The sequence below is a fragment of the Nocardioides thalensis genome (assembly GCF_013410655.1).
GTDB lineage: Bacteria > Actinomycetota > Actinomycetes > Propionibacteriales > Nocardioidaceae > Nocardioides > Nocardioides thalensis.
In genome coordinates this window covers 2881640-2907398 of the sequence record NZ_JACCFP010000001.1, presented here as the reverse complement: position 1 = coordinate 2907398, position 25759 = coordinate 2881640, and the positions used below count along the sequence as shown (strand labels likewise).

24 protein-coding genes are annotated in these 25759 nt (G+C 71.6%); 10 read left to right on the top strand and 14 right to left on the bottom strand.

The window, feature by feature from the left end; genetic code table 11:
* Positions 1-48: 48 nt before the first annotated feature.
* From HNR19_RS14195 to sodN, 4 genes are all read right to left on the bottom strand, one after another.
* Complete coding sequence (locus HNR19_RS14195; protein WP_179668525.1) at positions 49-582, bottom strand: hypothetical protein; 534 nt, start codon at positions 580-582, stop codon at positions 49-51.
* 163 nt (positions 583-745) lie between these two features.
* Complete coding sequence (locus HNR19_RS14190) at positions 746-1948, bottom strand: BAR domain-containing protein (protein ID WP_179668524.1); 1203 nt, start codon at positions 1946-1948, stop codon at positions 746-748.
* 190 nt (positions 1949-2138) lie between these two features.
* Entirely contained in the window at positions 2139-2858 is a 720-nt protein-coding gene (locus HNR19_RS14185; RefSeq protein ID WP_179668523.1) for a hypothetical protein, read from the bottom strand.
* Between the two features lie 206 nt (positions 2859-3064).
* Entirely contained in the window at positions 3065-3466 is a 402-nt protein-coding gene (sodN, locus tag HNR19_RS14180; protein WP_179668522.1) for a superoxide dismutase, Ni, read from the bottom strand.
* 53 nt (positions 3467-3519) lie between these two features.
* Between sodN and HNR19_RS14175 the strand changes: the two genes are divergently transcribed.
* The 4 genes from HNR19_RS14175 to HNR19_RS14160 all read left to right on the top strand — a co-directional run bounded on the left by HNR19_RS14175 (position 3520) and on the right by HNR19_RS14160 (position 7797).
* Positions 3520-3873, top strand: a complete 354-nt coding sequence (locus HNR19_RS14175; RefSeq protein ID WP_343047192.1) for a S24/S26 family peptidase — start codon at positions 3520-3522, stop codon at positions 3871-3873.
* A gap of 78 nt (positions 3874-3951) precedes the next feature.
* Positions 3952-5139 (top strand): NAD(P)-dependent malic enzyme, encoded by a 1188-nt coding sequence (locus tag HNR19_RS14170; protein WP_343047191.1) that lies wholly within the window; start codon positions 3952-3954, stop codon positions 5137-5139.
* Between the two features lie 10 nt (positions 5140-5149).
* Positions 5150-6118 (top strand): zinc-binding dehydrogenase, encoded by a 969-nt coding sequence (locus HNR19_RS14165; RefSeq protein WP_179668520.1) that lies wholly within the window; start codon positions 5150-5152, stop codon positions 6116-6118.
* Between the two features lie 203 nt (positions 6119-6321).
* Positions 6322-7797, top strand: coding sequence for an MDR family MFS transporter (locus tag HNR19_RS14160; protein WP_179668519.1), 1476 nt, complete (start codon positions 6322-6324; stop codon positions 7795-7797).
* Here the strand turns inward: HNR19_RS14160 and HNR19_RS14155 are convergent.
* Together HNR19_RS14155 and HNR19_RS14150 are read right to left on the bottom strand one after the other, a co-directional pair.
* The gene (locus tag HNR19_RS14155) at positions 7707-8864 is read right to left on the bottom strand and encodes an alpha/beta fold hydrolase (RefSeq protein WP_343047190.1); all 1158 of its coding nucleotides are present in this window, start codon (positions 8862-8864) and stop codon (positions 7707-7709) included. The genes HNR19_RS14160 and HNR19_RS14155 overlap by 91 nt on opposite strands.
* A gap of 64 nt (positions 8865-8928) precedes the next feature.
* Positions 8929-9552 (bottom strand): TetR family transcriptional regulator, encoded by a 624-nt coding sequence (locus HNR19_RS14150; RefSeq protein WP_343047189.1) that lies wholly within the window; start codon positions 9550-9552, stop codon positions 8929-8931.
* 174 nt (positions 9553-9726) lie between these two features.
* Between HNR19_RS14150 and HNR19_RS14145 the strand changes: the two genes are divergently transcribed.
* From HNR19_RS14145 to HNR19_RS14135, 3 genes are read left to right on the top strand one after another with little or no spacing between them, the layout of a single operon-like run.
* Entirely contained in the window at positions 9727-10830 is a 1104-nt protein-coding gene (locus HNR19_RS14145) for a flavin reductase family protein (protein WP_179668517.1), read from the top strand.
* A 10-nt stretch (positions 10831-10840) separates the two neighbouring features.
* The gene (locus HNR19_RS14140) at positions 10841-11974 is read left to right on the top strand and encodes a fatty acid desaturase family protein (RefSeq protein WP_179668516.1); all 1134 of its coding nucleotides are present in this window, start codon (positions 10841-10843) and stop codon (positions 11972-11974) included.
* A gap of 23 nt (positions 11975-11997) precedes the next feature.
* On the top strand, positions 11998-12216 hold the full coding sequence (locus HNR19_RS14135; RefSeq protein ID WP_179668515.1) for a hypothetical protein: 219 nt from the start codon (positions 11998-12000) through the stop codon (positions 12214-12216).
* Positions 12217-12230: 14 nt separating this feature from the next.
* Here the strand turns inward: HNR19_RS14135 and HNR19_RS14130 are convergent, their stop codons facing one another.
* A complete protein-coding gene (locus tag HNR19_RS14130; protein ID WP_179668514.1) occupies positions 12231-12854 on the bottom strand; it encodes an acetoacetate decarboxylase family protein in 624 nt (207 codons plus the stop codon).
* A complete protein-coding gene (locus tag HNR19_RS14125; protein ID WP_179668513.1) occupies positions 12851-13516 on the bottom strand; it encodes a TetR/AcrR family transcriptional regulator in 666 nt (221 codons plus the stop codon). Before HNR19_RS14125 ends, HNR19_RS14130 begins: the two co-directional genes overlap by 4 nt.
* Positions 13517-13595: 79 nt before the next feature.
* On the opposite strand from HNR19_RS14125, the gene HNR19_RS14120 reads away from it, so the two are divergent.
* A complete protein-coding gene (locus HNR19_RS14120) occupies positions 13596-15788 on the top strand; it encodes an MMPL family transporter (RefSeq protein WP_179668512.1) in 2193 nt (730 codons plus the stop codon).
* Between the two features lies 1 nt (position 15789).
* Here the strand turns inward: HNR19_RS14120 and HNR19_RS14115 are convergent, their stop codons facing one another.
* The 4 genes from HNR19_RS14115 to HNR19_RS14100 form a co-directional block, all read right to left on the bottom strand.
* Complete coding sequence (locus tag HNR19_RS14115) at positions 15790-16383, bottom strand: hypothetical protein (protein ID WP_179668511.1); 594 nt, start codon at positions 16381-16383, stop codon at positions 15790-15792.
* 18 nt (positions 16384-16401) lie between these two features.
* Entirely contained in the window at positions 16402-17646 is a 1245-nt protein-coding gene (locus tag HNR19_RS14110) for a S8 family peptidase (RefSeq protein ID WP_218910259.1), read from the bottom strand.
* 141 nt (positions 17647-17787) lie between these two features.
* Positions 17788-17964, bottom strand: coding sequence for a DUF6104 family protein (locus HNR19_RS14105; protein WP_179668510.1), 177 nt, complete (start codon positions 17962-17964; stop codon positions 17788-17790).
* Between the two features lie 3 nt (positions 17965-17967).
* On the bottom strand, positions 17968-21741 hold the full coding sequence (locus tag HNR19_RS14100) for a multifunctional oxoglutarate decarboxylase/oxoglutarate dehydrogenase thiamine pyrophosphate-binding subunit/dihydrolipoyllysine-residue succinyltransferase subunit (RefSeq protein ID WP_179668509.1): 3774 nt from the start codon (positions 21739-21741) through the stop codon (positions 17968-17970).
* 303 nt (positions 21742-22044) lie between these two features.
* Between HNR19_RS14100 and HNR19_RS14095 the strand changes: the two genes are divergently transcribed.
* Positions 22045-22491 (top strand): hypothetical protein, encoded by a 447-nt coding sequence (locus HNR19_RS14095; RefSeq protein WP_179668508.1) that lies wholly within the window; start codon positions 22045-22047, stop codon positions 22489-22491.
* Entirely contained in the window at positions 22488-23408 is a 921-nt protein-coding gene (locus tag HNR19_RS14090) for an LCP family protein (RefSeq protein WP_343047188.1), read from the top strand. Before HNR19_RS14095 ends, HNR19_RS14090 begins: the two co-directional genes overlap by 4 nt.
* On the opposite strand, the gene HNR19_RS14085 is transcribed toward HNR19_RS14090, so the two are convergent.
* Together HNR19_RS14085 and HNR19_RS14080 are read right to left on the bottom strand one after the other, a co-directional pair.
* Complete coding sequence (locus HNR19_RS14085; RefSeq protein WP_179668507.1) at positions 23395-24306, bottom strand: LLM class flavin-dependent oxidoreductase; 912 nt, start codon at positions 24304-24306, stop codon at positions 23395-23397. The genes HNR19_RS14090 and HNR19_RS14085 overlap by 14 nt on opposite strands.
* The gene (locus HNR19_RS14080; protein WP_246303516.1) at positions 24303-25673 is read right to left on the bottom strand and encodes an FAD-binding oxidoreductase; all 1371 of its coding nucleotides are present in this window, start codon (positions 25671-25673) and stop codon (positions 24303-24305) included. Before HNR19_RS14080 ends, HNR19_RS14085 begins: the two co-directional genes overlap by 4 nt.
* Positions 25674-25759: the final 86 nt, after the last annotated feature.

Here is a 25759-nt window from a genome sequence, read left to right as displayed (position 1 = left end):
GAGGTTACGCCACCGCGCCCAGCGCTGGGGCGCGGTGGGCGACACCCGCTACGGGCAGAGGATCGGGAGGATCTGGCAGAGCGGGTTCGGCGGCGTCGTCGCGGTCGGCGACCCGGTGGGCGTGCCGGTGGGCGTGCCGGTCGGCGTACCGGTGGGCGTCCCCGTGGTCGGCGTACCCGTCGGCGTGCCCGACAGGCACGCGTCGAGCGCGGCGTCGGCCCTGGTGATCTCGGCCTTGCGCTCCTCGAGGGCCCTCTGCTTCTTGGCGACCGTGGCCTTGCGCTGCGCGACCACCTTCTTCAGCTCAGCGACCCGCTGGGCCTGGCCCGCGTTCCTGGCTCGCGCGAGCGCCTCCCGGGCGTTGCGCAGCTTGCGCTTGGCTCGCTTCAGGTCGGTGAACGCCTCGTTCTTGGCGTAGATCGCGTCGTAGTAGGCCTCCTGCTCGTCGCCGCAGTCGACGCCCGCGGCGGCACCGGCCGGCTGCGAGCCCGCCTGTGCCGAGCCGAGGGCGACGGCGGTGCCGACGGCCAGTCCGACCGCGAGCACGACGCCCAGCAGCACCCTGAAGATCTGACGAGACATGACGTGACCGCTCCCTCCGGTTCATGCAACGCGGTGTCATCAGCGTCAACGAGCGGTGGGGCCGCGAGGCTACTTCCTGCAAGGGAGCGAAATCCGGTGCAACAAATGCACGGTGGCCGCGCTCCCTCCCGGGTTCGCGGCCACCGCTGGTGTGGGGGTGCTGTCAGGCAGCCGCCTGGCGTCCGAGGATGCCGCCGAGGAGACCGCCGAGCAGGTCGTCGATCAGGTCGCCGAGGCCGAGGGCCTCGAGGATCGGCTCGAGCAGGCCGGTCAGCGCCTCCGGGTTGGTCGGCAGGCCGCCGCCCTCGAGCGCGTCGCAGAGCGCCTGGAGGCCGGGGAGCTGCTCACAGACCTGGTCGAGCGGCAGCTCGGTCGGGACGCCCGCTCCGCCCATCGCCTCGCAGATCTCGGTCGTCAGCGGCAGACCGGTCCCGCACAGCGAGTCCAGCGTCGGGAGGCCACCGCCGAGCAGGCCGCCGAGCAGGTCGCCGATGCCGAGCGCGTCGAAGATCGGCTGCAGCAGGCCGGTCAGGGCCGCCGGGTCGGTCGGCAGGCCGCCGCCCTCGAGCGCGTCACAGAGCGCCTGGAGGCCGGGGAGCTGCTCACAGACCTGGTCGAGCGGCAGCTCGGTCGGGACGCCCTCGCCACCGAGCGCGTCGCAGATCCCGGCCGGGAGCGGCAGACCCGCGCCGCAGAGCGCGTCCAGCGACGGCAGGCCGCCGCCGAGCAGGTCGCCGAGGCCGGCCGCGTCGAGGAGCGGCTGGAGCAGGTCGGTCAGCGCGCCCAGCTCGGTGGGCAGGCCCGCCCCGCCTGCCGCGTCGCACAGCGGCTGGAGCTGGGGGACCGCGTCGCACAGCGCCTGGAGCGGGCTGTCGGCGCTCCCACCGGGGATCGCTCCGCCGAGCCCGTCGCAGAGCGCCTGCGGCAGCGGCGGGCAGAGGTCCTGGATCGGGCTGCCGGTGCCCCCGCTGTCCTGGCACTCGGCCAGGACCGCCTTGGCCGCCTGCACCGCGCGGTTCTGGTTGTGGACACGCCGGGTCAGCTTCCTGATCTGGCGGGTGAGCTTCTTCATCTTCCGCTTCAGCTTGATGACGCGGGCGCGGTTGTCGTTGGCCTTCGCGCGCCGCAGCTGTACGGCGGTGCGCTTCTTGATGCGCTTGGCCTTGGCGAGCTTCTGCTTGGTCGCCTTCCGCTTGGCGCGGATCGAGTCGAGCGTGGACTGCTCGGCCGAGCAGTCGGCGGCAGCACGCGTCACGCCGGCACTGGCCGGCGCGGCGTGGGCCGCGGACGTCGTACTGACGACGACCGTGGTCAGTCCGAGCGCGAGCGCGAGACTGACGAAGATCTTGAACACACAGCGGTACACCTGGGAGCCCTCCCCCCATCCATCCACGAGCGCCGTGCCGACCCTCCCTCAAGGGCCCGGCGTCGGGGTACGGGGCACATTGAACGCCCGGAAGGGCGTCTCGCGGGCGAAGTTGAGGATTTCCGCGACAAAAAGCGCACGAGCGCGGTGCCCGCAGGCACCGCGCTCGCGCGGGGAGGTCCGTCGCTGATCAGGGCAGCGGCAGGCCCGGGAGCTCCGGCAGGCCGGGGATCTCCGGGAAGCCGGGGAGGCCACCGCCGAGGATCGGGGCGAGCAGGTCGAGCAGGATCGCGGGGTCGGTCGGCAGGCCGCCGCCCGGCAGCTCCGGCAGGCCGGGGAGGCCGCCACCGCCGGCGAGGGCGTCGCAGAGCGGGTTGGCCGGAACGGCGTCGCAGAACATGTCGAGCGAGATGTCGGTCGGCAGGCCGCCACCGGGAATGCCGCCGGCGAGGGCGTCGCAGATCGCCTGCGGGAGACCGGCGTCGCAGAGCGCCTGGATCGGGCTGTCGCCGGTGATGCCGCCGTTGGCGCACTCGTCGTACACGGCCTTCGCGGCCTGGACGGCGCGGTTGCGGTTGGCCAGCTGGCGCTCGAGCCGGTTGACCTTGCGCTTGAGCGTCTTGACCCGCTTGGTCAGCTTGGCGATCTTGGCGCGGTTGTGGCTGGCCTTGGCGCGCTTCAGCGCCTTGACGGCGCGGTTCTTGGCGATGCGGGCCTGCTTGAGCTTCTTCTTGGTCGCGGCCTTCTTGGCCTTCGCGTCGGCGAGAGCGGACTGCTCGGCCGAGCAGTCGGCCGCGGCCGCGGCGGGGGTGGGTGCTGCCTGCGCCGAACCCGAGGTGGTGGCGAAGGTGATGCTCAGGCCGAGGGCCAGAGCAAGACTGACAAGGATCTTGGACAGGGTTCGGTACACGGTATTGCTCCCGGTTTCATCCACGATCGTCTCGGGAGGCCCTCCCTCAAGGGCCGGACGTCGGGGTCTGCACGGAGAAACGACACCGCTGCTGGCGAGTGACGCACGTCGCACAAACACGTGAACTGGTCTGGACCAGTCGGGACCCGGGAAATGCGACGAGCGCGGCGCCCGTCCGGGCACCGCGCTCGCGTAGGGAGGAAGGATTACGCCTTCTTGGTCTCCCAGAAGATCTCGGCGATCTCGTCGATCTTGGCGAGCAGCTGGTCGGCCACGTCGGCGTCGAGCGTGCCCTTGGTGCCCGAGGCGCCCGCGAGCTTGGTGGCCTCGTTGACGAGCGTGTGCAGCTGCGGGTACTTCTCGAAGTGCGGGGGCTTGAAGTAGTCGGTCCACAACACCCACAGGTGGTGCTTGACGAGCTCGGAGCGCTGCTCCTTGATGATCACCGCGCGGGTCCGGAAGTCGGGGTCGTCGTTGTCGGCGACCTTGGCGATGATCGCCTTGATCGACTCGGCCTCGATCCGTGCCTGCGCCGGGTCGTAGACGCCGCACGGCAGGTCGCAGTGCGCGGAGACCTCGATGGTGGGGGCGAAGAAACGCGAGAACATGCGGGTCCTTTCACGGATGGGTCTGGAAGCTGCTGACTGCGACACTACTCGTCGTGTCGAACCACGGATCCGCAGGTCGCCCGGAGGCTCCGGCCCGCTCCCGGTGGGGGTTCGCGGTGGTCCGGGGCGACTCGATGCGGCCGGCCCTGCGGCCCGGCGACCGTCTCCTCGTGAGGTACGGCGCCCGCGTCCTGCCGGGCCGCGTCGTGGTCGCGCGGTTCGCCGACGGGACGGTGGTCGTGAAGCGGGCCGTCGAGCGCCGGAGCGCCGGCTGGTGGCTGCTCGGCGACGCGCCCGCCGAGCTGGCGCCCGGCGCGGTGGACTCCCGACACCGCGGCCCGGTGGCCGACGACGACGTGCTCGCGGTGGCCGTGGCGCGGGTCTGGCCGCGTCCGCGACGCCTCTGAGCCGCTGTGACCGGGGTAACGGCGGCTCTCGTCTCACCGGGTCGTTCGGCGCGCGCCGGTGTGCCAAGATCATTCGTCGTGGCCGCAGATGTCCCGACCTCTCATCCCCGCGCGGGCGATCCCGTGTTCGACCTCCACGTCGGCGGGAAGCTCGAGACGGTAGCCACGGTCGACGTCTCCACGAAGGACCAGCTCTCGCTGGCCTACACGCCCGGGGTGGCGCAGGTGTGCGAGGCGATCGCCGCCGACCCGTCGTACACCCGCCACTACACGTGGGTGCCCAACACGGTCGCGATCGTCACCGACGGCACCGCCGTGCTCGGTCTGGGTGACATCGGCCCGGCGGCGGCGATGCCGGTGATGGAGGGCAAGGCGGTGCTCTTCAAGCAGTTCGGCGGCGTCGACGGTGTCCCGATCTGCCTCGACACGACCGACACCGAGGAGATCATCGAGACCGTCGTGCGGCTCGCGCCGAGCTTCGGCGGCATCAACCTCGAGGACATCTCCGCCCCGCGCTGCTTCGAGATCGAGGACCGCCTCAAGGAGCGGCTCGACATCCCCGTCTTCCACGACGACCAGCACGGCACCGCGGTCGTCACGCTGGCCGCCCTGGTCAACGCGCTGAAGCTGACCGGCCGCAACGCCGAGTCCACGCGGGTGGTGATCTCGGGTGCGGGCGCCGCGGGCGTCGCGATCGCGAAGATCCTGCTCGCGGCCGGCGTCAAGGACATCGTCGTCACCGACCGCAAGGGTGTCGTGAGCTCCGACCGCCACGACCTCACCCCGGTGAAGAAGCAGCTCGCCGAGCTCACCGCCGACCGGGTGGGCCGCAGCGGCACCCTTGCCGACGCGTTCCGCGGGGCCGACGTCTACATCGGCGTCTCCGGCGGCACCATCCCGGAGGAGATCGTCGCCACCATGGCCGACGACGCGATCGTCTTCGCGATGGCCAACCCGATCCCGGAGGTCCACCCGGACGTCGCCCACCGCCACGCGCGGGTCGTCGCGACCGGTCGCTCGGACTTCCCGAACCAGATCAACAACGTGCTGGCGTTCCCCGGGATCTTCCGCGGTGCGTTCGACGTGCACGCGAGCGCGATCACCGAGGGGATGAAGGTCGCCGCGGCCGACGCGCTGGCTGCCCTGGTGGGCGACGACCTGAGCGAGGACCTGGTCATCCCGTCCCCGTTCGACCCGCGGGTCGGCCCGGCCGTGGCGGCCGCGGTCGCCGAGGCCGCCCGTCGCGACGGGGTCGCGCGTCGATAGGTTGAACGCCATGTTCGCCGTCTACGCCGAGTCCTTCAGCACCGACGACCCGCTCAGCGGACTGGTGGTCGGGGAGCGCCCCGACCCCGTGGCCCCGGACGGCTGGACGACGGTCACGGTCAAGGCGGCGTCGCTCAACCACCACGACCTCTGGTCCCTGCGGGGCGTCGGCCTCAAGCAGGAGGCCCTGCCGATGATCCTCGGCTGCGACGCGGCGGGCCACGACGAGGACGGCAACGAGGTGGTCGTCCACGCCGTCGTGTCGAGCCCCGACTGGCACGGCGACGAGACGTTCGACCCGAAGCGGTCGCTCCTCTCCGAGCGCCACCAGGGCACGTTCGCCGACCGGGTGATCGTGCCCCGCGTCAACGTGGTGCCGAAGCCCGCCTCCCTCTCGTTCGAGGAGGCGGCCTGCCTGCCGACGGCCTGGCTGACGGCGTACCGGATGCTCTTCACCCAGGGCGGCCTCAAGGCCGGCGACAGCGTGCTGGTGCAGGGGGCCGGCGGGGGAGTCGCGACCGCCCTGATCGCGCTGGCGCGCGCCGGCGGGCTCCGGGTGCTCGCGACGAGCCGTGACGAGGCCAAGCGGGCCAAGGCGCTGGAGCTCGGCGCCCACGAGGTCTACGAGTCCGGCGAGCGGCTGCCGGCGAAGGTCGACGCGGTCATGGAGACCGTCGGCCGCGCGACCTGGGAGCACTCGATCCGGTCCCTGCGGCCGGGGGGCAAGCTGGTCATCAGCGGGACCACGTCGGGCCCGAAGCTCGACAACGCGATGCTCAGCCACATCTTCTTCCTCCAGCTCAGCGTCATCGGCTCGACGATGGGCTCGCGCAGCGAGCTGGCGTCGCTGGTGTCGATGCTCGACGCGACGGGCGTCCGCCCGCTGGTCGACCGGACGTTGCCGATGGAGGACGCCCGCGAGGGCTTCGCCGCGCTGGCCGCCGGCGACGTGTTCGGCAAGATCGTCCTCACCCGCTGAGAGACCCTGGTCACACCCGCCGCTCGCGGCGGCGGAAAACCGGTCGCCCGATGTCGGTGGCATCGGGAAGCATTGCGGTCGTTGCGCGGTTTGCGAACTTGTCGATCGATCGGCGATGAGAAATCGCCTCGCGGCATGTCGAAATCCGCAGCTCTCGTTCGTGGACTCGTCGAACGCCCCTTCCACCGATAGGACCCCTAGACATGACTGCGCCCATCGAGACCGGCGACATCGCCGAGTTCGAGCAGGAGTTCGCGACCTCCACGACCGCACCGGGCAAGACGCCCCTGGTGATCAAGCTGCTCGTCGCCGCCACGTTCGTCGTGATCCTCAACGAGACGATCATGATCAACGCCGTCCCCACGCTGATGGGCGACTTCAACGTCGACGAGTCCACCGCAGCGTGGCTCTCGACCGTGTTCATGCTGACGATGGCTGCGGTCATCCCGATCACCGGCTGGTTCCTGCAGCGCGTGACCACGCGGGCGGCGTACTCCGTCGCGATGGCGACGTTCGCCGCCGGCACGACGCTGGCGCTCGTCGCGCCCGTGTTCGAGGTGCTGCTGGCGGCGCGAGTCGTCCAGGCCGCCGGTACGGCGGTCATGATGCCGCTGCTGATGACGACGCTGATGACCGTCGTCGACGCGAGCGACCGCGGCCGGGTCATGGGCCAGGTCACGCTGGCGATGTCGTGCGCCCCTGCTCTCGGCCCCGCCGTCTCGGGCGTGCTGCTCAACATCGGTGGCTGGCGCGTGATCTTCGCCGTCGTGCTGCCGATCGTGGTGGTCGTCGCCCTGCTCGGCCTGCGCCGGCTCGAGAACGTCGGCGAGCCGCAGGCCGGGTCGGTCAGCTGGCTCAGCGTGGTGCTCGCGACCGCCGGCTTCGCGCTCCTCGTCTACGGCCTCAGCGAGATCGGCCACACGTCCGGCCTCGAGGTCGGGCTGTTCGCCGGCGGCGGTGCGCTGCTCGTCCTGCTGTTCGCCGTCTACCAGCTCCGGCTGCAGCGCGACGGCTCGCCACTGATGGACCTGCGCACCCTCAAGCACAAGTCGTTCACGATCTCGCTCCTGCTGATGTCGGCCGGCTTCATGGCCTTCCTCGGCTCGATGATCCTGCTGCCGCTCTACCTGCAGAACCCCGAGATCCGCGGCCTCAGCGCGCTGGAGACCGGTCTGCTGGTGATGCCGGGCGGCCTGGCGATGGGTCTGCTCGGCCCGCAGGTCGGCAAGCTCTACGACCGGTTCGGCTCGCGCCCGCTGGTGATCCCTGGCGCGGCCGGCATGGTCGCCGCGCTGCTGGCGCTCGCCCAGGTCTCGACCGACACGCCGCTCTGGCTGCTGCTGATCGTCCACGTCACGCTGATGGCGTGCCTGGCAGCGATCTTCACCCCGGTGTTCACCATCGGCCTGGGTGACCTGCCGCCGCAGCTCTACTCGCACGGCTCCTCGCTGCTCGGCACGCTGCAGCAGGTGGCCGGCGCGATGGGCACTGCGCTGATCATGGTCGTGATGAGCAACCGCTCCGACGACCTCGCCGCGAGCGGCACGCCGTTCGCCGAGGCGTTCGTCGGCGGCCTGCAGTGGGCGTTCTACGCCGGCGCGTTCATGGGCGCGGTCGTGCTCGTGCTCGCGCTGTTCCTTCCGGCGCGGGTCGACGCGCCGGCCGGCCACGGCCACTGACCGTCAGGCTGGTCGCCCTCCTCGGCGAGGAACTCGTCGAGGAGGGGCCAGCTGATCTCTGAGGCGCGCACGCCCGCGACCAGGCCGAGGTGGCTGAGGCCGTCGGCGGCGCGGTAGCGGGCACCCGGCACCACGTCGACCCCCGCACGGACGCAGGCGGCCGGGCCGATGTTGTCGGTCCGGCTGCCGACGAACAGCACCCGGGTGTCGACGTTCGCCAGGTCGACCGTCCGGTGCCGGCTCAGCTGCACGCGGCCCGTCGCCAGCTCGTTGCGGGCGAACAGGCGGGAGTGCATCTGGTTGTAGGCGCGGCCGGGGTAGCCCGGCATGGCGCTGATGAAGTCGTCGACGGCCTCGGTGCGGCCGAGGGTCTCGGGGTCGAGGATGTTGCGGGCGAGGTAGAGCGCCTTGGTCAGCTCGCGCTTCGGCGCCATCGCGCGGTACGACGTCCGCACGAGGTGGCGGGGGACGCCGCCCATCGCGGCGGTGGGAAGCGTGGTCAGCCACGTCCCGAGGTACTTGTCCGCGAGCGCGAAGCCCTGGACGGCGGGGTTCTTCGAGTAGTCGATCGGGGTCCCGAACGCCGTGATGGAGGAGACCGGCAGGTCGGGGTGGGACGCGGCCATGAGCAGGCTCATCGTGCCGCCGAGCGACCACGCCACGATGTCGACCCCGGCGCCGCCGTGGGCCTCGGAGACGGTGCGCACGGCGCCGGGGATGATGTCGTCGATCCAGTCCTCGAAGCCCATGCCGCGGTCGGCGAACGTGATGTCGCCGTAGTCGACGAGCCAGGTGTCGTGGCCCCGCTCCAGCAGGTGGGCCACCAGGCTCTGGCCGGGACGCAGGTCGTAGCAGCGCGTCGAGACCGCGAGCGGCGGCACGAGCAGCACCGGCCGCGCCGTGGTCGCCGGCGTCGTACGGCGGTAGCGCACGAGGCGGCGGTGGGGCGCGTCCGCGACGACCTCCGCCGGGAGACCGTCGTAGCCCTCGATGCCGTCGCCGAGGGGCGAGATCGCCCAGGCGTTGCGGGCAGCGGTGGCGAGGGAGGTCAGTGTCGGCGAGGGCACCCGGGGATTGTTCCCGGCGTCCGGACGCCGGGTCCACCGAACGTGACCAGCGTGACGCCGGCGCTCAGGTCGACGACTTCCAGTTGAGCGCGCCGATCATCAGCATCCGCAGCTGGGTGCGGGCGGTCGCGGCCGCGCGCCGCTCGGCGGCGGGCTCGGCCCCGGCGGCGATCAGCTCCTCGACCACGGCGACCATCAGGTGGACGATGAGCCGCGACACGATGCGGAGGTCGGCGTCGGACCAGGACCCCGTGTTGGGTAGGTGCGCGAGGTCGGTGGCCAGCTCCCGCTCGAAGAGCTCGATGCCGCGGGCGATCGCCTCGCGCACGGGGGCGGGGCCCGCGAACCGCTCGCGGGCGATGAACGCGAACTGGCGCTGCTGCAGCCGGACGTGGTCGACGAGGACGGCGACCGAGCTGTCGATGATGTCGCGGAACTGGGGGTCCGCCGTACGGCGCACGTCGCGCAGCATCGCGCGCAGCGACTCGAACGACTCCTCGACCAGCGCGAGCCCGAGCTCGTCGAGGGACTCGAAGTGGCGGTAGAACGCGGTCGGCACGACGCCGACCTCCTTGGCGACCTGCCGCAGGGAGAGCGCCGCGAGCGTCGTGTCGGCGCTGAGGGCGAGGGCCGCGTCGAGGATGGCGCGGCGGGTGCGCTCCTTGCGCTCCACGCGGGTCTCCGTCACGTGCTCGCTCCGCTCGCTGTCATCTACCCATCCTAGTCCGGTGAACATGTGTGCACCCTCACGTGCGCGGCCGTTGACCACGCCCCGTCGGGACCGGCAGGCTTGTCGGTGTACAGACGTACACTCAAACTCCGGCGGCCTTGGCCGCCGCCTACCTCCCGGAGGGGGAACCCGATGAGCATCGTCGCAGACGCGACCGGCCGGGTCCTACGCTCCCGCCTCGCTGCCGCGCTGACCGCGCCGCACGGCGTGGACCGCTACCTCGAGCTGATCGATCCGATGCTGGCCGCGCACGAGGTGCGCGCCCGGGTCGTCGAGATCACGCCCGAGACGCCCGGTGTCGCCACCCTGACCCTGCAGCCCACCAGCACCTGGCGCGGCCACCAGGCCGGTCAGCACGTGCTGGTCGGTGCCGACCTGCCCGCCTCCGCCAAGCGGACCACCCGCGCGTTCTCCATCTCCTCGGCCGCCTCGGCTCCCGGCGAGCGGTTCACGCTGACGATCCGCGCCCACGAGGAGGGCCAGCTGTCCAAGTTCCTCGTCCACGAGGCGCGCCCCGGCCAGCTGCTCCACCTGAGCCAGGCGCAGGGCGACTTCGTCCTCACTGAGAGCCCGGCCACGCCGACCAACCATCGGCTGCTGCTCATCACCGGCGGCTCGGGCATCACGCCCGCGATGTCGATGCTGCGCACGTTGCTGCGCGACGGCTACGACGGCCACGTCGGCCGCAAGGTCACCTTCCTGCACTTCGCGCGCAGCGCGGAGGACCAGATCTTCGCCGACGAGCTCGCCGCGATCGCCGACGCAGACAACGGCGTCGACGTGCACCTGCACCACGGCGACAGCCTGTTCAGCGAGTTCCTGCTGCGCCGGCTGGTCCCCGACTTCCGCACCACCGACACCTGGCTCTGCGGCCCTCCGGGCCTCGTCGAGCTGGTGACCGACGCCTTCGGGGACTCGCCGCGCCTCCGGATGGAGTTCTTCAAGCCCGCGACCGCCCGCGTCGGCCGGGGATCCGACGCCGTCGAGGGAGAGGTCTCCTTCGCCCGCTCCGGCGTGACCACGACCAACAACGGGGCGAGCCTGCTCGAGCAGGCCGAGGCCGCTGGCCTGAAGCCCGACTTCGGCTGCCGGATGGGCATCTGCTTCTCCTGCACCGCCCGCAAGACCAGCGGCACCGTCCGCAACGTGCTGACGGGGGAGGAGTCAGCCGCACCGGACGAGGACATCCGGATCTGCGTGACCACCCCCGCCGGCGACTGCCACATCGACCTCTGAGGAGAGACTCATGAGCACCACGACCGACGAGAAGACCTACCACGGACTCACCCACGACCAGATCGAGAGCTTCGGCGCGGAGCTCGACGCCATCCGCCAGCGGGTGATCGCCGACCTGGGCCAGGCGGACCGCGACTACCTGCTGAACATCCTCAAGTGGCAGCGCGGCCTCGAGATCACCGGCCGGGCGCTGTTCTACCTGCCGCCCGCCTGGCCGATCGCCGTGGGCGCGCTCAGCGTGTCGAAGATCCTCGACAACATGGAGATCGGCCACAACGTCATGCACGGCCAGTACGACTGGATGGGCGACCCCGACCTCAACTCGCGGATGTTCGACTGGGACACCGTCTGCCCCGGTGAGCAGTGGAAGTACTCGCACAACTACATCCACCACACCTACACCAACATCCTCGGCAAGGACCGCGACATCGGCTACGGGATCCTCCGCATGGACCCCGACCAGAAGTGGAACCCCTACTACCTGGGCAACCCGGTCTACGCGTTCCTGCTGATGGTGTTCTTCGAGTGGGGTGTCGCCCTCCACGACCTCGAGGTCGAGGAGATCGTCGCCGGCCGCCGAACCTGGAAGGACACCAAGCACCTCCACCGCGGCCTGATCCGCAAGATCCGCGGCCAGGTTCTCAAGGACTACCTGCTGTTCCCGGCGCTCACCGGCCCGCTGTTCCCGCTGACGTTCCTCGGCAACGCGACGGCCAACCTGGTCCGGAACATCTGGGCGTTCAACATCATCTTCTGCGGCCACTTCCCGGCCGGCGTCGCGAGCTTCTCCGAGGAGGAGACCGGCATCAACGAGGGCACCGAGACCCAGGGCATGTGGTACCTCCGGCAGCTGCTCGGCTCGGCCAACATCGCCGGCGGCAAGCTCTTCCACGTGATGAGCGGCAACCTGTCGCACCAGATCGAGCACCACCTGTTCCCCGACATCCCGGCGCGCCGCTACCCCGAGATCGCCGAGGAGGTGCGGGAGATCTGCGAGCGCTACGGGCTGCCCTACAACACCGGCCCGCTGCACAAGCAGCTGTTCAGCGTCGCGAAGAAGATCTGCCGCCTCGCCCTGCCCGGCGGCCAGCCGAAGGAGGCCGATGTGACCGGGGTCGCGCCCGCCCACCCCTTGGCGGCCTGATCCGGAGAGGGGACACTGGGCGCATGACCGACGGACCCGACCGCCTGACGAAGGGCGAGATCACCAAGGACGCGTTCCAGGCGACCGCCCAGGCGGCCGCGAGCACGGTGGGCGAGGTCGCCACGATCATCACCCGGGCCGTCGGCGACGTGGCCGGAGCGGTCGGCGGCTTCGCCACCGAGGTGTTCGAGATCCGGGACGCGTCGCGGCGTGCCGCGGAGCGGCACGACCCGGTGGAGTAGGTCCGGGATCGGCCTCAGTCGAACGCGAGGCGGAAGTCCTTCGTGCGGAACGAGCCGACCCTGCGCGCGCCGCTGAGGAACCCCAGCGGGCCGCCGCTGGCGAAGTGCCACCGCGCGCGGCAGGGGAGCGCCCGGGCCGTGCCGGCCATCACGATGTCGGCGTCGTCGGGGTGGTCGTCGATGCCGGGCTGCCAGACCTTGCCCTTCATCGGCACCCGCGGGGCGACCCGGGACACGTCGGTGAAGCTCGCCTCGACGATCGGCGTCCGCTCGACCGACGCCTGCCACGAGGTCGAGGTGAGCGGTCCGCGGAACGACGACTCGAGGTCGAAGTCGCACAGGTGCTTGGGGATCGCCCACAGCTCGCGGCCCCCGGCCACCGACGCCGGGGAGTCGACCCAGATGTCGGTGATGCTCACGAAACCCTTGCGCGGTCCGTCACCCAGGTAGCGGGCGGCCAGCAGCTCGGAGTACGTGAGCGGGCTCGGCTCGACGTACGACACGAACCCGACGGCGTACGTGCCGGCCGGCCGCGGCTCGCCCGTCGCCGTCCGCGCGTCCTCGCGCAGCTTGAACACGGACATCCACATCGAGCCGTGCATCTGCCAGGGAGCGGGGGGATAGGCGTGTCCGGTCACGACGGCGAGCGTACGGCGTCCGAGGCCGCCAGCAGCCCGTGCAGCACCAGGTCGAGCGTCTTGTCGATCAGCTCCTCGCGCTGCGGCGCCGGGAGGGTGCGGTAGGGCCCGTCGATCAGGAGCATGCTGAGCCCGTGGACCGCCGCCCACGGGCCGGTCTCCGCGCCCGGGCGGTAGGCGGGATCCAGCCGCCCGGCGGCCACCATGTCGTCGAGGACCGAGGACAGGAAGGCGTACGGCGCCGAGCCCGCCAGCCGCTCCTCGAGCGGCGGCAGGTCCTCGTCGTCCGCCGACGCACGGCAGAAGGCGGTCTTGAACAGGCCCGGCTGCCCGACCGCGAACTGCACGTAGCCCCGCCCGGCCGCGCGCAGCCGCGCGATCGCGACCTCCGCCGGGTCGGCATCGGCGGGCGGCTCCTCGAGCAGGTCGAGGATCACGGCGGCCATCCGGTCGTTGGCCTCGACCTTGGCGGCATGGAGCAGGTCGAGCTGGTTGTCGAAGTGCCGGTAGGTCGCCGTGGGCGTGACGCCGGCCTCGCGCGCCGCGGCGCGGATCGTCACCGCCTCGGGCCCGCCCTTCTCGGCCAGCGCCGCGGCGGCGCGCACGAGGGCGTTGCGGAGGTCGCCGTGGTGATAGGGGCGGTCGCGCGCCGTGCTCGTCATGGAGAATATGTTGACACCCGTGCACATCTATGCCAAGTTAACGTCCGTAAAGTTTACGACGTTCACATCGGGAGTCGGAATGTTCCACCGGATCGGCATCCTCGTCACCACCCGCGCCCGGCTGGTCCTCGCGGTCGGGCTCGTCGCCGTCGTCGCCGCGGGCGTGCTCGGCGTCGGCGCCTTCAGCAAGCTCCAGACGGAGGGCTTCGACGACCCCGAGTCGGAGGCGAGCCGCGCCGCGGCGGTGCTCTCCGACCAGTTCGGGGGGTCGGCCGACTACATCTTCGTCGTCTCCGCCGACGGGGGGACCGTCGACGACCGCGACGCCGCGCGCGCGGGTCGGGCGCTGACGGACGAGATGCTCGCCGACGACAGGCTCGCCGACGTCACGTCGTACTTCCAGGCCGGGGTGCCGTCGATGCGCTCGACCGACGGGGCGCACGCGCTGATCACCGCCGACGCGGCCGACGACGCCGACACGGCCGAGGTCCTCGACGACTACTCGGGCGACCGCGACGGCGTCACCGTCCGGATCGGTGGCCCCGAGGCGACGGGGGAGGAGATCGGCGCCACGATCGGGGGCGACCTCGCGCTCGCGGAGAGCATCGCGATCCCGCTCATCCTCTCCCTGCTCGTGCTCGCGTTCGGCAACCTCGTCGGCGCCCTGGTCACCCAGGCGGTCGGCATCGCCGCGATCCTCGGCACGTTCGCCGAGCTGTCGATCCTCGGCTCGCTCACCGACGTGTCCATCTACGCCATCAACCTGACCACCGGCCTCGGGCTCGGTCTCGCCGTCGACTACGGGCTGCTGATGGTCGCCCGGGTCCGGGAGGAGCGGGCGCGGCGCGACCACCGGGACGCGGTCGTCCGCGCCGTCGAGACCGCCGGACGCACGATCGTGTTCAGCGCGACCACGGTCGCGGTCGCGCTCGGCTCGCTCCTGGTCTTCCCGCAGTACTTCCTGCGCTCGTTCGCGTACGCCGGCATCGGGGTCATGCTCATCACCGCGTTCGGTGCGGTCGTCCTCCTCCCCGCGGGGCTCGCCCTGCTGGGCGACCGCATCGACCGGTGGCGGGTGCCCGGTGTCCGCGGCATCCGCGGCGAGGAGGCCCCGACCTGGGCGCGCCTCGCGCGGTTCGTGATCCGCCGGCCCCTCGTCACCGCGATCCCGGTCGTCGCCGGCCTGCTGCTGATGGCCGCGCCGCTGCTGGGCATCTCGTTCGGCACGCCCGACGACCGGGTGCTGCCCACGAGCGCCGAGAGCCGGCAGGCGGGCGACGTCCTCCGCGACGACTTCTCCGGCGACGGCAGCAACCCGATCGAGGTCGTCACCACCCGGACCGTGGCCGACGACGACCTCGCGGCGTACGCCGCCGCTGCCTCCGAGCTGCCGGACGTGGTCCGGGTCGACACCCGGCTCGGCAGCTTCGCCGGCGGCACCACGAGCGACCAGGGCCCGGTGCCCGCCCCCCAGGCGCCGGAGGTGACGGCGGAGCGCATCTCGGTCGTGACCGACCTCGACACCCGCTCCGACGGCGCGCGCGACCTGGTCGACGCGGTGCGCGACCTGCCGGGCCCCGCAGGAGCCGAGACGCTCGTCGGCGGCGGCACCGCCGAGCTGCATGACAACCTCGCCTCGATCGGGTCGCGGCTGCCGGTCGCGGTCGCCTGGATGGTAGTGACCACGCTGGTGATCCTGTTCCTCTTCACCGGGAGCGTGGTGCAGCCGATCCGCGCGCTGGTGCTCAACGCGCTCGGGCTGTCGGCAACGCTGGGCGCGATGGTGTGGGTGTTCCAGGAGGGCCACCTCAGCGAGGTGCTGGGCTTCACCCCGCTGCCGATGGACACCAGCATGATGGTGCTGCTCTTCTGCGTCGCGTTCGGCCTCTCGATGGACTACGAGGTCTTCGTGATGGGCCGGATCAAGGAGATGCGCGACGCGGGCCTCGGCAACGAGGAGGCCGTCGTCCACGGCCTCGCGCACACCGGGCGGATCGTCAGCACGGCGGCCGCTCTGATCGCGATCAGCTTCTTCGCGTTCGTCGTGAGCGACGTCAGCTTCATCCAGTTCTTCGGGCTGGGCACCGGGCTCGCGATCCTCATCGACGCGACCATCGTGCGCGGGATCCTGCTGCCGGCGGGCATCCGGCTCCTCGGCGACGCCGCCTGGTGGGCACCGCGGCCGCTGGCCGCGCTGCATCGCCGGTTCGGTCTGAGCGAGACCGTGCCCGAGCCGGCCCGGGAGCCGGTGCCCGTGGAGGCCCCCGCCTGAGTCAGCGCGGCACGACGTGGTCCGCTGACCGCTCGATCGCCGCCGCCACGTCGATGACGCGGGCGGCGGCGATGTGCGGCTTGTCGACCTCGCGGGCGACGTACTTCGCGATGAAGCGGCGCAGCTCGCCGTCGACCCCCGCGGCCGCCTGGGTCAGCGAGGCCCGCAGCCCCTGCGCCTTCAGCCGTACGACGACCGCGTCGGCGCGCGGGGGCGTGACGTCGACGAAGATCGACAGGTCCGCGTGTGCGTGGGCGGTCAGCCGCAGGGGCACCTCGACCTCGGCGTCGAACCGCTGCTTGTCCATGGTCAGGTCGAGCACGAACGACAGCGAGGCGGGCAGCGTCACGTCGAACGTCATCGGCGAGACGCCGACCCGATGCCCGGTCGCCTCCCCGATCGTGCCGGTGGCGTGCACCTTCGCGAGGCGCCCGGGGCCGACGCCGAGCGGGCCCAGCTCGATGGGGCGGCCGCCGAGGACGTTGACCCCGGCCAGCACGCGCTCCAGCGTGACGGCCTGCTCGAAGAACCGCTCGCCCCACCCGGCGTAGTCGACCCGCGGAGCCTCCGGGCCGACGCCGTCGTCAGCGTCCATGCCCGGAGGCTACTGCGTTCAGTCGACCGGCGGCGGGGGCGTCAGGAAGTTGGCGTACAGCAGCCGGTTGGGGGACGCCTTGCCACGGTCGCCGACGACGCCCCAGGTCGAGTTGTCATGGATCGCGCGGGTGACGTCGACGGGCGTGGCGCTCGGATAGGCCTCGAGGTAGAGGGCCGCGACCCCGGCGACGTGCGGGGAGGCCATCGACGTCCCGCTGTGCTTGGCGTGCGCCCAGCGCGACCGGATGTCGACGGAGTCGACGCCGACGCCGGGAGCGAAGATGTCGACGCACCTGCCGTAGTTGGAGAAGTCGGCCTTGCGGTCCTCGCGGTTCGTCGCACCGACCGTGATCGCCAGGGGCGTCCGGGCCGGGGAGTAGGAGCAGGCGTCGTCGTAGGCGTTGCCGGCGGCGACGACGAACGTCACCCCGGTGTTGATCGCCGCAGTGACGGCCTGGTTGACCGCGCGGGTGTCCCGCGCCCACCCGCCCAGGCTCATGTTGGCGACGGCCGGCCCGGGATGGGCGGCATGGTGCCGGGCCACCCAGTCGATGCCCTTGATGATCTTGCTCCAGCTGCCGAAGCCGCCGCAGTTGAGCACGCGCACGGGGACCAGCTGGACGTCCGGTGCGACGCCGTAGGTCTCCCCGCCGACGGTGCCCGCGACGTGGCTGCCGTGCCCCATGCAGTCGTTGGTGCCCTCGCCGTCGTAGACGGAAGTGAAGCCGCTGGTCACGCGTCCCGTGAACTCCGAGTGGTCGGCACGGATGCCGGTGTCGATGACGTAGGCGGTCACGCCGGCGCCGGTGCGTTCGTAGTGGTAGGTGCGGTCGAGCGGCAGCTGGCGCTGGTCGATGCGGTCGAGGCCCCAGCGCGCCTGCGACCGGTCGCCGGCGACACGCACCCGCTGGTCGGCCTCGATGTAGGCGACGGCGGGGTTGCGCCGGAGGGCAGCCACGGCACGCTCGGGCAGCGTCGCGGCGAAGCCGGTCAGCGCCTCGCCGTACGACGACAGCACCCTGCCGCCCAGCGTCGCGACCGAGGCGCGGGCGGAGCGGGCGGTCCGGCGGGATGTCGTGTCGCGCAGCACGACGATGTACTGCCCGTCGATCCGGCTCGGGGCGTCGAGGCCGAGCACCGGCGCGACCGGGTCGCCCGGGCCCTCCGCGAGGGCCTGCGGGCCGGCGGCGACCGCCATGGGGGCCGCGGCGGTCGCGAGCAGCGCGGAGGTGGCGACCAGGCGCCGGAGACGGAGGGACATCGTTGACTCCCGGGAGACGGAGGGCGTGGGCGGTGAGTGCGTCGCGCCCGACGACAGCCTGCCCCGAGCGGTGGACTCTAGACGTAGACGCGCTGGCCTCGACGTCGGTTGCCCGACCGTGTGGGAAAGCGCGCCAGGACCTCAGTCCTCGGGGTCGTCGAGGCGCGCCAGCCAGGTGGCGAACCGCTCGACCGCCACCTCGAACTCCGGGTGGGTGTCGACGAACTCCTGGAGCCGCTCGCCGAGCCACGCCAGGGTGACCTCCTCGTCACCCCGGCGCTGCTGGAGCTCCTCGATGCCGCGATCGGTGAAGTACATCGATCAGGCGAAGGCCTCGCCGATCAGCACCTTCGCCTCCTCGAGGTGGCGCTTGGCGGTGCCGACGGCGGTGGTCGACGACGCGGCCCGGGTGATCGGCTCGACCTCGCGGCCCAGGTGCGGCACCACGTTGAGGTAGTAGCTCGGCCACGGCCCCTGGTTGAAGGGCTCGTCCTGGACCCACCGGACCTTGGCGTTCGGGTACTTCGCGAGCTCGGCCTTGAGCGCCTCGGTCGGCCAGGGGTAGAGCTGCTCGACGCGGACGATCGCGACGTCGTCGCGCTCGGACTTCGTGCGCTCGACCACCAGGTCCCACGTGAGCCGCCCGGAGACCAGCAGCACGGTCGACACCTTGCCGGGGTCGACGGTGTCGTCTCCGATCACCGGCCGGAACGAGCCCTCGGTGAAGTCGGACGGCTGCGAGGCCGCCTCCTTGCGCTTGAGCATCGACTTCGGCGTGAACACGATCAGCGGCTTGTGCTCGTCGCCGAGCGAGTGGCTGCGCAGCAGGTGGAAGTGCGAGGCCGGCGTCGACGGCTGGGCGACCACCATGGCGTCGTCGGCGCAGAGCGTGAGGAACCGCTCGATCCGCGCCGAGGAGTGGTCGGCTCCCTGGCCCTCGTAGCCGTGCGGCAGCAGCAGCACCACGCCGCTGTCCTGGCCCCACTTGGTCTTCCCGGCCGAGATGTACTCGTCGATGACCGTCTGCGCGCCGTTGACGAAGTCGCCGAACTGGGCCTCCCACAGCACCAGGGCCTCGGGACGGGCGACGGAGTAGCCGTACTCGAAGCCGAGGGCGGCGTACTCCGACAGCAGGCTGTCGTAGACGAAGAACTTGGCCTGGTCGTCGCTGAGGTTGCTCAGCGGCGTCCACTCGCTGGCGTTGACCCGGTCGATGATCGTCGCGAACCGCTGCACGAACGTGCCACGCCGCGAGTCCTGGCCGGCCAGCCGGACCGGGCGGCCGTCCATCAGCAGCGAGCCGAACGCGAGGATCTCGCCGGTGCCCCAGTCGATCGGGCCGTCGGTGATCGCGGCCGCGCGGCGCTGCAGCTGCGGCATCACCTTCGGGTGGACGGTGAAGCCGTCCGGCGGCGTGACGTAGGCGTCGGCGATCATCTTGAGCGTCTCGAACGGGACCGCCGTCTTGGCCTCGCCCTCGGGCTTGTCCGGGTAGTCGGGGACGGTCGTCCACGCCGACGGCGAGGTCGTGGCCTCGCGCACCTCGGTGAACACGCGCTCCAGCTGGGCCTGGTAGTCCTTGAGGACCTGCTCGGCCTCCTCGATCGTGATGTCGCCGCGACCGATGAGGGACTCGGTGTAGAGCTTGCGCACCGAACGCTTCTGCTCGATCAGGTCGTACATCAGCGGCTGGGTGTACGACGGGTCGTCACCCTCGTTGTGACCGCGGCGGCGGTAGCAGACCAGGTCGATGACGACGTCGCTGTGGAACGCCTGGCGCCACTCGAACGCGAGCCGCGCGACCCGGATGCACGCCTCCGGGTCGTCGCCGTTGACGTGGAAGATCGGCGCCTGCACCATCCGCGCGACGTCGGTCGCGTAGAGCGAGGAGCGCGACGAGCCGGGCGAGGTGGTGAAGCCGACCTGGTTGTTGATGACCAGGTGGATCGTCCCGCCCGTGCGGTAGCCGCGCAGCTGCGACAGGTTGAGCGTCTCGGCGACCACGCCCTGGCCGGCGAAGGCGGCGTCACCGTGCAGGAGCAGCGGCAGCACCGGGAACTCGGCGCCCTTGTCGAGGACGTCCTGCTTGGCGCGGGCGATGCCCTCGAGGACCGGGTCGACCGTCTCGAGGTGCGACGGGTTCGCGGCGACCGAGACCTTGATCGTCTCGCCGGTGCCGGCGACGAACTCGCCCTCGGCGCCGAGGTGGTACTTCACGTCGCCGGAGCCCTGGACCGTGCGCGGGTCGATGTTGCCCTCGAACTCGCGGAAGATCTGGTTGTAGGACTTGCCGACGATGTTGGCCAGCACGTTGAGCCGGCCGCGGTGCGCCATGCCGATCGTGACCTCGTCGAGGCCCGCCTGCGCGGCTGCCTCGGCGATCTCGTCGACCACCGGGATGGTGGTCTCGCCACCCTCGAGCGAGAACCGCTTCTGGCCCACGAACTTGGTCTGGAGGAACGTCTCGAACGCCTCGGCCTGATTGAGCTTCTGCAGGATCCGCAGCTGCTCCTCGCGGGGCGGCTTGGTGTGCGGCTGCTCGACCCGCTCCTGGATCCAGCGACGCTGCTCGGGATCCATGATGTGCATGTACTCGATGCCGATGGTGCGGCAGTAGGAGTCGCGCAGGATGCCGAGGATGTGGCGCAGCTTCATGAACCGCCGGCCCGCGCCGCCGAACTCGCCGGTCGGGAACTCGCGGTCGAGGTCCCACAGGGTCAGGCCGTGCGACTCCACTCGCAGGTCGGGGTGGCTGCGCTGCTTGTACTCCAGCGGGTCGGTGTCGGCCATCAGGTGACCGCGCACGCGGTAGGCGTGGATCAGCTCGAGGATCCGGGCCTGCTTGTCGATCTCGTCGTCGTGGGACGTCGCGACGTCGGTGTTCCAGCGGATCGGCTCGTAGGGGATGCGGAGCGAGCGGAAGATGTCGTCGTAGAAGCCGTCCTCGCCGAGCAGGAGCTGGTGGACCCGCTTGAGGAACTCACCCGACTGCGCGCCCTGGATGACCCGGTGGTCGTAGGTCGAGGTGATCGACATGACCTTGCCGATGCCGCTGCGGGCGATCGCGGCCTCGGAGGCGCCCTGCCACTCCGCGGGGTACTCCATCGCGCCGACGCCGATGATCGCGGCCTGGCCGGCCATCAGCCGGGGGACGGAGTGGACGGTGCCGAGACCGCCGACGTTGGTGAGGCTGACCGTCGTGCCGGAGTAGTCCTCCATGGTCAGCTTGTTGTCGCGCGCCTTGCGGATCATCTCCTCGTAGGCGGTCCAGAAGCCGGCGAAGTCCATCGTCTCGCAGCCCTTGATGGAGGGCGCGACGAGCTGGCGGGTGCCGTCCTTCTTCTGCTGGTCGATCGCGAGGCCGAGGTTGATGTGGGCCGGCGTCACCATGGTCGGCTTGCCGTCGATCTCGGCGTAGGAGTTGTTCATCTCCGGCAGCGACTTGAGTGCGCGCACCAGGGCGTAGCCGATGATGTGGGTGAAGGAGACCTTGCCGCCACGCGCGCGGGCGAGGTGGCTGTTGATGACGATGCGGTTGTCCCACAGCAGCTTGACCGGGACCTGGCGCACCGAGGTGGCCGTCGGGACGCTCAGCGAGACGTCCATGTTCTTCGCGGTCGCCGCCGGGATGCCGCGGAGCACGGTGTAGGTCGGCTCGTCCTTCGCGGCGGTCGGCACCGGCCGGGGCGCGTCCTTCGGCGTCGGCTTGGACTCCGGGCTCCTCGGCGGGGTCGGGGTGGTCTTCGAGGCCGGGCTCACCTGCGGGGCCGGCGTGGCCTTGGGGACCGGGCGCGCGGCGGGCTGGGCGGGTGCTGCGGGCTGGGCCGGCGCGGCCTGCTGGGGCGCGGCCTTCTGGGGCGCGGCCTTCTGGGGCGCGGCCGCCGGCGCAGCTGCGGGCTGGGCGGGGGCCTGGCTGGAGCCGTTGGCCGGGTTGGCACGGAAGTAGTCGGCCCACTTCGGGTCGACGCTGTCGGGATCCGCGGCGTACTGCTCACGGAGCTCCTCGACGAGCCAGGCGTTGTCGCCGAAGTCGGCCGGCGGGCCGCCGTTCTGGGAATCCGACGGGGTGGACTGCTGGCCTGACGACTGCGGCACGACTTGCTTCGCCTCTTCCGGATCGAGATGGGGGCGCGAGTTGACTGAGACTCCGCACCAAGGCTAGTCCCAAGGCGAAGCAAATGCCGCGTCCGGACCACCCTTTGGGGCAGGGTGTAAGCCGGTAGGGGTCCAGGCCTGTCGACCCGCTCGTCGGAAACCCGGAGGAACGACATCCGCTCGCGTACGAATTCGCTGATCCTGCTGCTCGGGCTGCTCCTCGTTTTCTCCCTTTCCACGGGGTGTTCCGGCGACGAACCGGACGAGCCGACCCCCAGCGGCGCGCCCGCCGAGGCACGGACCGTGGACACGAAGGCGAAGGTGAGCGAGATCACCGGCGCGTTGTCCAAGAAGGAGCGCCAGCGTGTCGTGAAGGGCGTGACCGAGGCGGTCGACCGCTGGTGGGACGCCGCCTACCTCTCCGACAGCGAGAACCCGTTCCCGGGGTTCACCCCCGGGGCGGCGAAGCTCGCCCGCGGCGACGCCGACCTGATGACCGGCGCCCGGCTCCTCGACGGAGCCACCGCCGTCGCCACCCGCCGCCGCGTCACGCTCGACGTGCTCGCGGTGAAGAGGCGGGCCGTCGGGGTGACCGCGGGGGTCCTGCTGGTCCTGGAGTCCGGAGACGGCGACAAGAGGTACGCGGTGCGCGGCACCGTCCAGCTCGAGCGCGACAAGGCCGAGTGGCGGATCTTCGGCTACCGGATCAGTGCCGGTCCCGAGCAGCCGCGGAAGGAGAAGAAGCGGTGAGTGTCGTACGACGGGCGCTGCGCAGCGCCGTACTGGCCGCGATCCTCGGGGTGGCCCTCGTGGTCGTCCCGGACAGCGGCGTCCACCCGATGGAGTCGGCTCTGGTGAAGGTCGAGGTGGCGGAGGGCGTCGACATCGGCGACCTCGCGCACGGCGAGGACGTCATCACGTTCCTCGCCGTGGGCTCCGACGCACGGCCGGGGGAGGACATGCTCCGCACCCGCGGCGACGCGCTGCACATGATCTTCCTCAACACCAAGACCGGCGCTGCCGCCGACATCGGCATCCCCCGCGACTCCTACGTCCCGATCCCGGGCGCCGGGTCCGACCGCATCAACGCGGCCCTCTACTACGGCGGGCCCGATGCGCTCGGCCAGGCGGTGGGCAACCTGGTCGGCGTCCAGCCGGACTACGTGTTCGTGACCCGGTTCCTCTACTTCCAGCACATGATCCAGGACATCGGCGGCGTCACCGTCGACAACCCGCGCGCGTTCGCCGACGCCTACATGCGGCCGGAGGGCTTCGCTGCGGGCGAGATCCACCTCAACGGGCAGGGGGCACTCCAGTTCGCCCGGGCGCGCAAGGAGCTTCCGGGCGGCGACTTCGACCGGTCCGCCAACCAGAGCCGGATCATCGCCGGGATCCAGCGCAAGATCCGCGACCACCAGGACGACAAGGGGTTCATCGCCCGTGGGGTGCTGTCGGTGATGGAGAACCTGCACACCGACCTGGCGCCGTCCGAGCTGTTCCGGATCGCCCACGCGATCGCCGACGTCGACCCGGCCAAGGTGACCAGCTGCGTCGTCCACGGCGGCTTCGCCAACATCGGCGGCGCCAGCGTGGTCACCCCCGACACCGCGGCGGCGCGGCGCTACGGCGACGACGCCCGCAACGACGCCACCATCAAGAGCTGCTAGCGGCACGCTCCTTCGCGACGAGCTCGCGTACGGCGGGGGCCACCTCCGCGGCGTACCGCTCGGTGACCGCGTGGTCGTCGCCGCCGATGAGGAACGCGGTGACGCCGTGGGTCAGCGTGAGGTCGGCGAGCTGCTCGACCCACGCGTTCGGCGGGCCGTCGAGCAGGCCGCGCCCGGTGGGGGAGAACCCGACGCGCATGAAGTTCATGAGCCGCCGGACGTCCTCCGGGTTGCGCCCGGCCTCGACGGCGGCCGCGTCGATGCGCGCGTTGAGCCCGGGCAGGTCGGCGACACCGCCGGGGATGTACTCGATCGTCGGCAGCCAGCCGTCGCCGTGGGTGCCGGTGAGCTCGAGCATCCGGCGCTTGTAGGCGCCGACCCAGATGGCGATGTCGTGCGCCGGAGCGGGGCCGCGCCTCGCGCCCGCTGCCGTGTAGTAGTCGCCGTCGAGGCGGACCCCTCCCGGCGCGTCGGTCGCCCACAGCTCGCGGATCAGGGTGATGCCCTCGCGGAGGGCGTCGACCCCCTGGGCGGGCGCCAGCCGGCGACCGCCCATCGCGGCGATGCCGTCCCAGAACGCGCCCGCGCCGATGCCGAGCTCCAACCGGCCGCCGCTCAGGATGTCGAGCGAGGCCGCGGCCCGCGCCAGCACGGCGGGCGGACGCAGCGGCAGGCTGGTGACGTTGCCGGCGACGTGGACGCGCTCGGTGCGCGCGGCGACGTACGACAGCAGGGTCCAGGTGTCGAGGAACGACGGTTGGTACGGGTGGTCCTGGAAGGTCACCAGGTCCAGCCCCGTCCGGTCGGCGGTCACGGCGAGATCGACGACGGCCTCGGCGTGGTGGGCGGACGGGGTGACGAAGGTGCCGAACAGAAGGTCGTGTCCGTAGTCGGTCATGATGCGAGCTCCTCCTCGTCGGAGTCGGTGGTGGCGGGCGGGATGTTGAAGTTGTCGCGGAACAGGTTGTGGGGGTCGTAGCGCAGCTTGAGAGCGCGCAGGCGGTCGAGCACGGGAGGCGGGAACGCCTCAGTCAGGCGTTCGGGTCGGAGGTCGGTCTCGAAGCTCAGGTAGGTCCCCTCGAAGTGGTGGGAGATCCCGTCCCAGAGCGCGTCGAGCACCGCGCGGTCGCCGCCCATCGCCGTCACCTGGAACGCGGCGCCGCGGTGGGAGAACGCCGTCTCGTCCGGGGGTACGTCGGCGATGGCGCCGCCCATCGCGCGGAGCTGGAAGAAGTAGACCTGGCCGGTGCGCAGCAGCCGAGCGGCGTCGGCGGCGAGCTCGGGGGTCAGCGCGGTCAGCAGGGCCGACCGGGTGACCGGCTCTCCGTGGCCGCGATGGCCCTCCGGCCCGACGTCGGGGGCTTCCGCCATCACCGCCGCGTAGGTGGTCAGCACCACCTCCTGCTGAACCAGCGTGCCCAGCTCCTCGGCGAAGGGGCGCAGCCGCTCGACGACGACGTCGGCGTCGGGGGAGGCGGCGATGGCGTACAGCTGAACGACCGACTGCCCCTGCCGGGGCTGCCCGGTCACGAGGAACACCGTCGTGTCCCGCGGAGCCGCGCTCGCCAGCTCGCCGTAGCGCCGGAGCGTCTCCTCGATGTCGGCGGAGACCAGGGTGAGCTTCGCCCAGCCCACCTCGGGCACGTCGTCCACCTCGAACTCGAAGGCGGTGGCCACCCCGAAGTTGGCACCCGCGCCGCGGACGGCCCAGAACAGGTCGGGGTGCTCGTCGCGCGTCGCGCGCACCTGGCTGCCGTCGGCCAGGACGAGCTCGACGGCGCGGAGGTGGTCGATCGTCAGGCCGTGCTGGCGGCCGAGCAGCCCGATGCCGCCCGCGGTGGCGAGCCCGCCGACGCCCACGCCGCCGTAGTCGCCCGACCCAAGCGCCCAGCCGTAGGGGTCGAGCGCTGCCGCGACCCGCTTCCAGGTGGCGCCGGGCCCGATCCGGACCCGTCGGCGCTCGACGTCGAGCACCTCGATCGTGTCCAGGGCGCCGACGTCGATGACGATGCCGCCGTCGTTGGTCGACCGGCCGCTGATGCCGTGGCCTCCGCTGCGGATGCCGAGCGGGACGTCGGGGTGGCGCCGCGCGAACGCCAGCGCGTCGGCCACCTCGGCGGGGGACCGGGGACGCAGCACGAGTCCGGGCGACCCGGACCGGAGGTACGTCGACCTCACGCTGCGGTAGGCGGGATGGCCCGGCACGACGGCGTTGTCGGCGAGCGAGACGGGCACGTCGTAGGCGATGCCCTGGGGGAGTGACATGCAGGTTCCTCGGTGGTTCATCGGTTGGATAGATCGTCTGTACGACAGACGATTGGTTCAACAGAGTATTGCGTTAGGATGTTCCC

Excerpts from the sequence above, each read along its gene's own strand:
- HNR19_RS14195 (WP_179668525.1), bottom strand. The coding sequence starts at position 582 with ATGTCTCGTCAGATCTTCAGGGTGCTGCTGGGCGTCGTGCTCGCGGTC.
- sodN (WP_179668522.1), bottom strand. The coding sequence starts at position 3,466 with ATGTTCTCGCGTTTCTTCGCCCCCACCATCGAGGTCTCCGCGCACTGC.
- HNR19_RS14165 (WP_179668520.1), top strand. The coding sequence starts at position 5,150 with ATGTTCGCCGTCTACGCCGAGTCCTTCAGCACCGACGACCCGCTCAGC.
- HNR19_RS14160 (WP_179668519.1), top strand. The coding sequence starts at position 6,322 with ATGACTGCGCCCATCGAGACCGGCGACATCGCCGAGTTCGAGCAGGAG.
- HNR19_RS14145 (WP_179668517.1), top strand. The coding sequence starts at position 9,727 with ATGAGCATCGTCGCAGACGCGACCGGCCGGGTCCTACGCTCCCGCCTC.
- HNR19_RS14140 (WP_179668516.1), top strand. The coding sequence starts at position 10,841 with ATGAGCACCACGACCGACGAGAAGACCTACCACGGACTCACCCACGAC.
- HNR19_RS14135 (WP_179668515.1), top strand. The coding sequence starts at position 11,998 with ATGACCGACGGACCCGACCGCCTGACGAAGGGCGAGATCACCAAGGAC.
- HNR19_RS14125 (WP_179668513.1), bottom strand. The coding sequence starts at position 13,516 with ATGACGAGCACGGCGCGCGACCGCCCCTATCACCACGGCGACCTCCGC.
- HNR19_RS14120 (WP_179668512.1), top strand. The coding sequence starts at position 13,596 with ATGTTCCACCGGATCGGCATCCTCGTCACCACCCGCGCCCGGCTGGTC.
- HNR19_RS14115 (WP_179668511.1), bottom strand. The coding sequence starts at position 16,383 with ATGGACGCTGACGACGGCGTCGGCCCGGAGGCTCCGCGGGTCGACTAC.
- HNR19_RS14110 (WP_218910259.1), bottom strand. The coding sequence starts at position 17,646 with ATGTCCCTCCGTCTCCGGCGCCTGGTCGCCACCTCCGCGCTGCTCGCG.
- HNR19_RS14105 (WP_179668510.1), bottom strand. The coding sequence starts at position 17,964 with ATGTACTTCACCGATCGCGGCATCGAGGAGCTCCAGCAGCGCCGGGGT.
- HNR19_RS14085 (WP_179668507.1), bottom strand. The coding sequence starts at position 24,306 with ATGACCGACTACGGACACGACCTTCTGTTCGGCACCTTCGTCACCCCG.
- HNR19_RS14080 (WP_246303516.1), bottom strand. The coding sequence starts at position 25,673 with ATGTCACTCCCCCAGGGCATCGCCTACGACGTGCCCGTCTCGCTCGCC.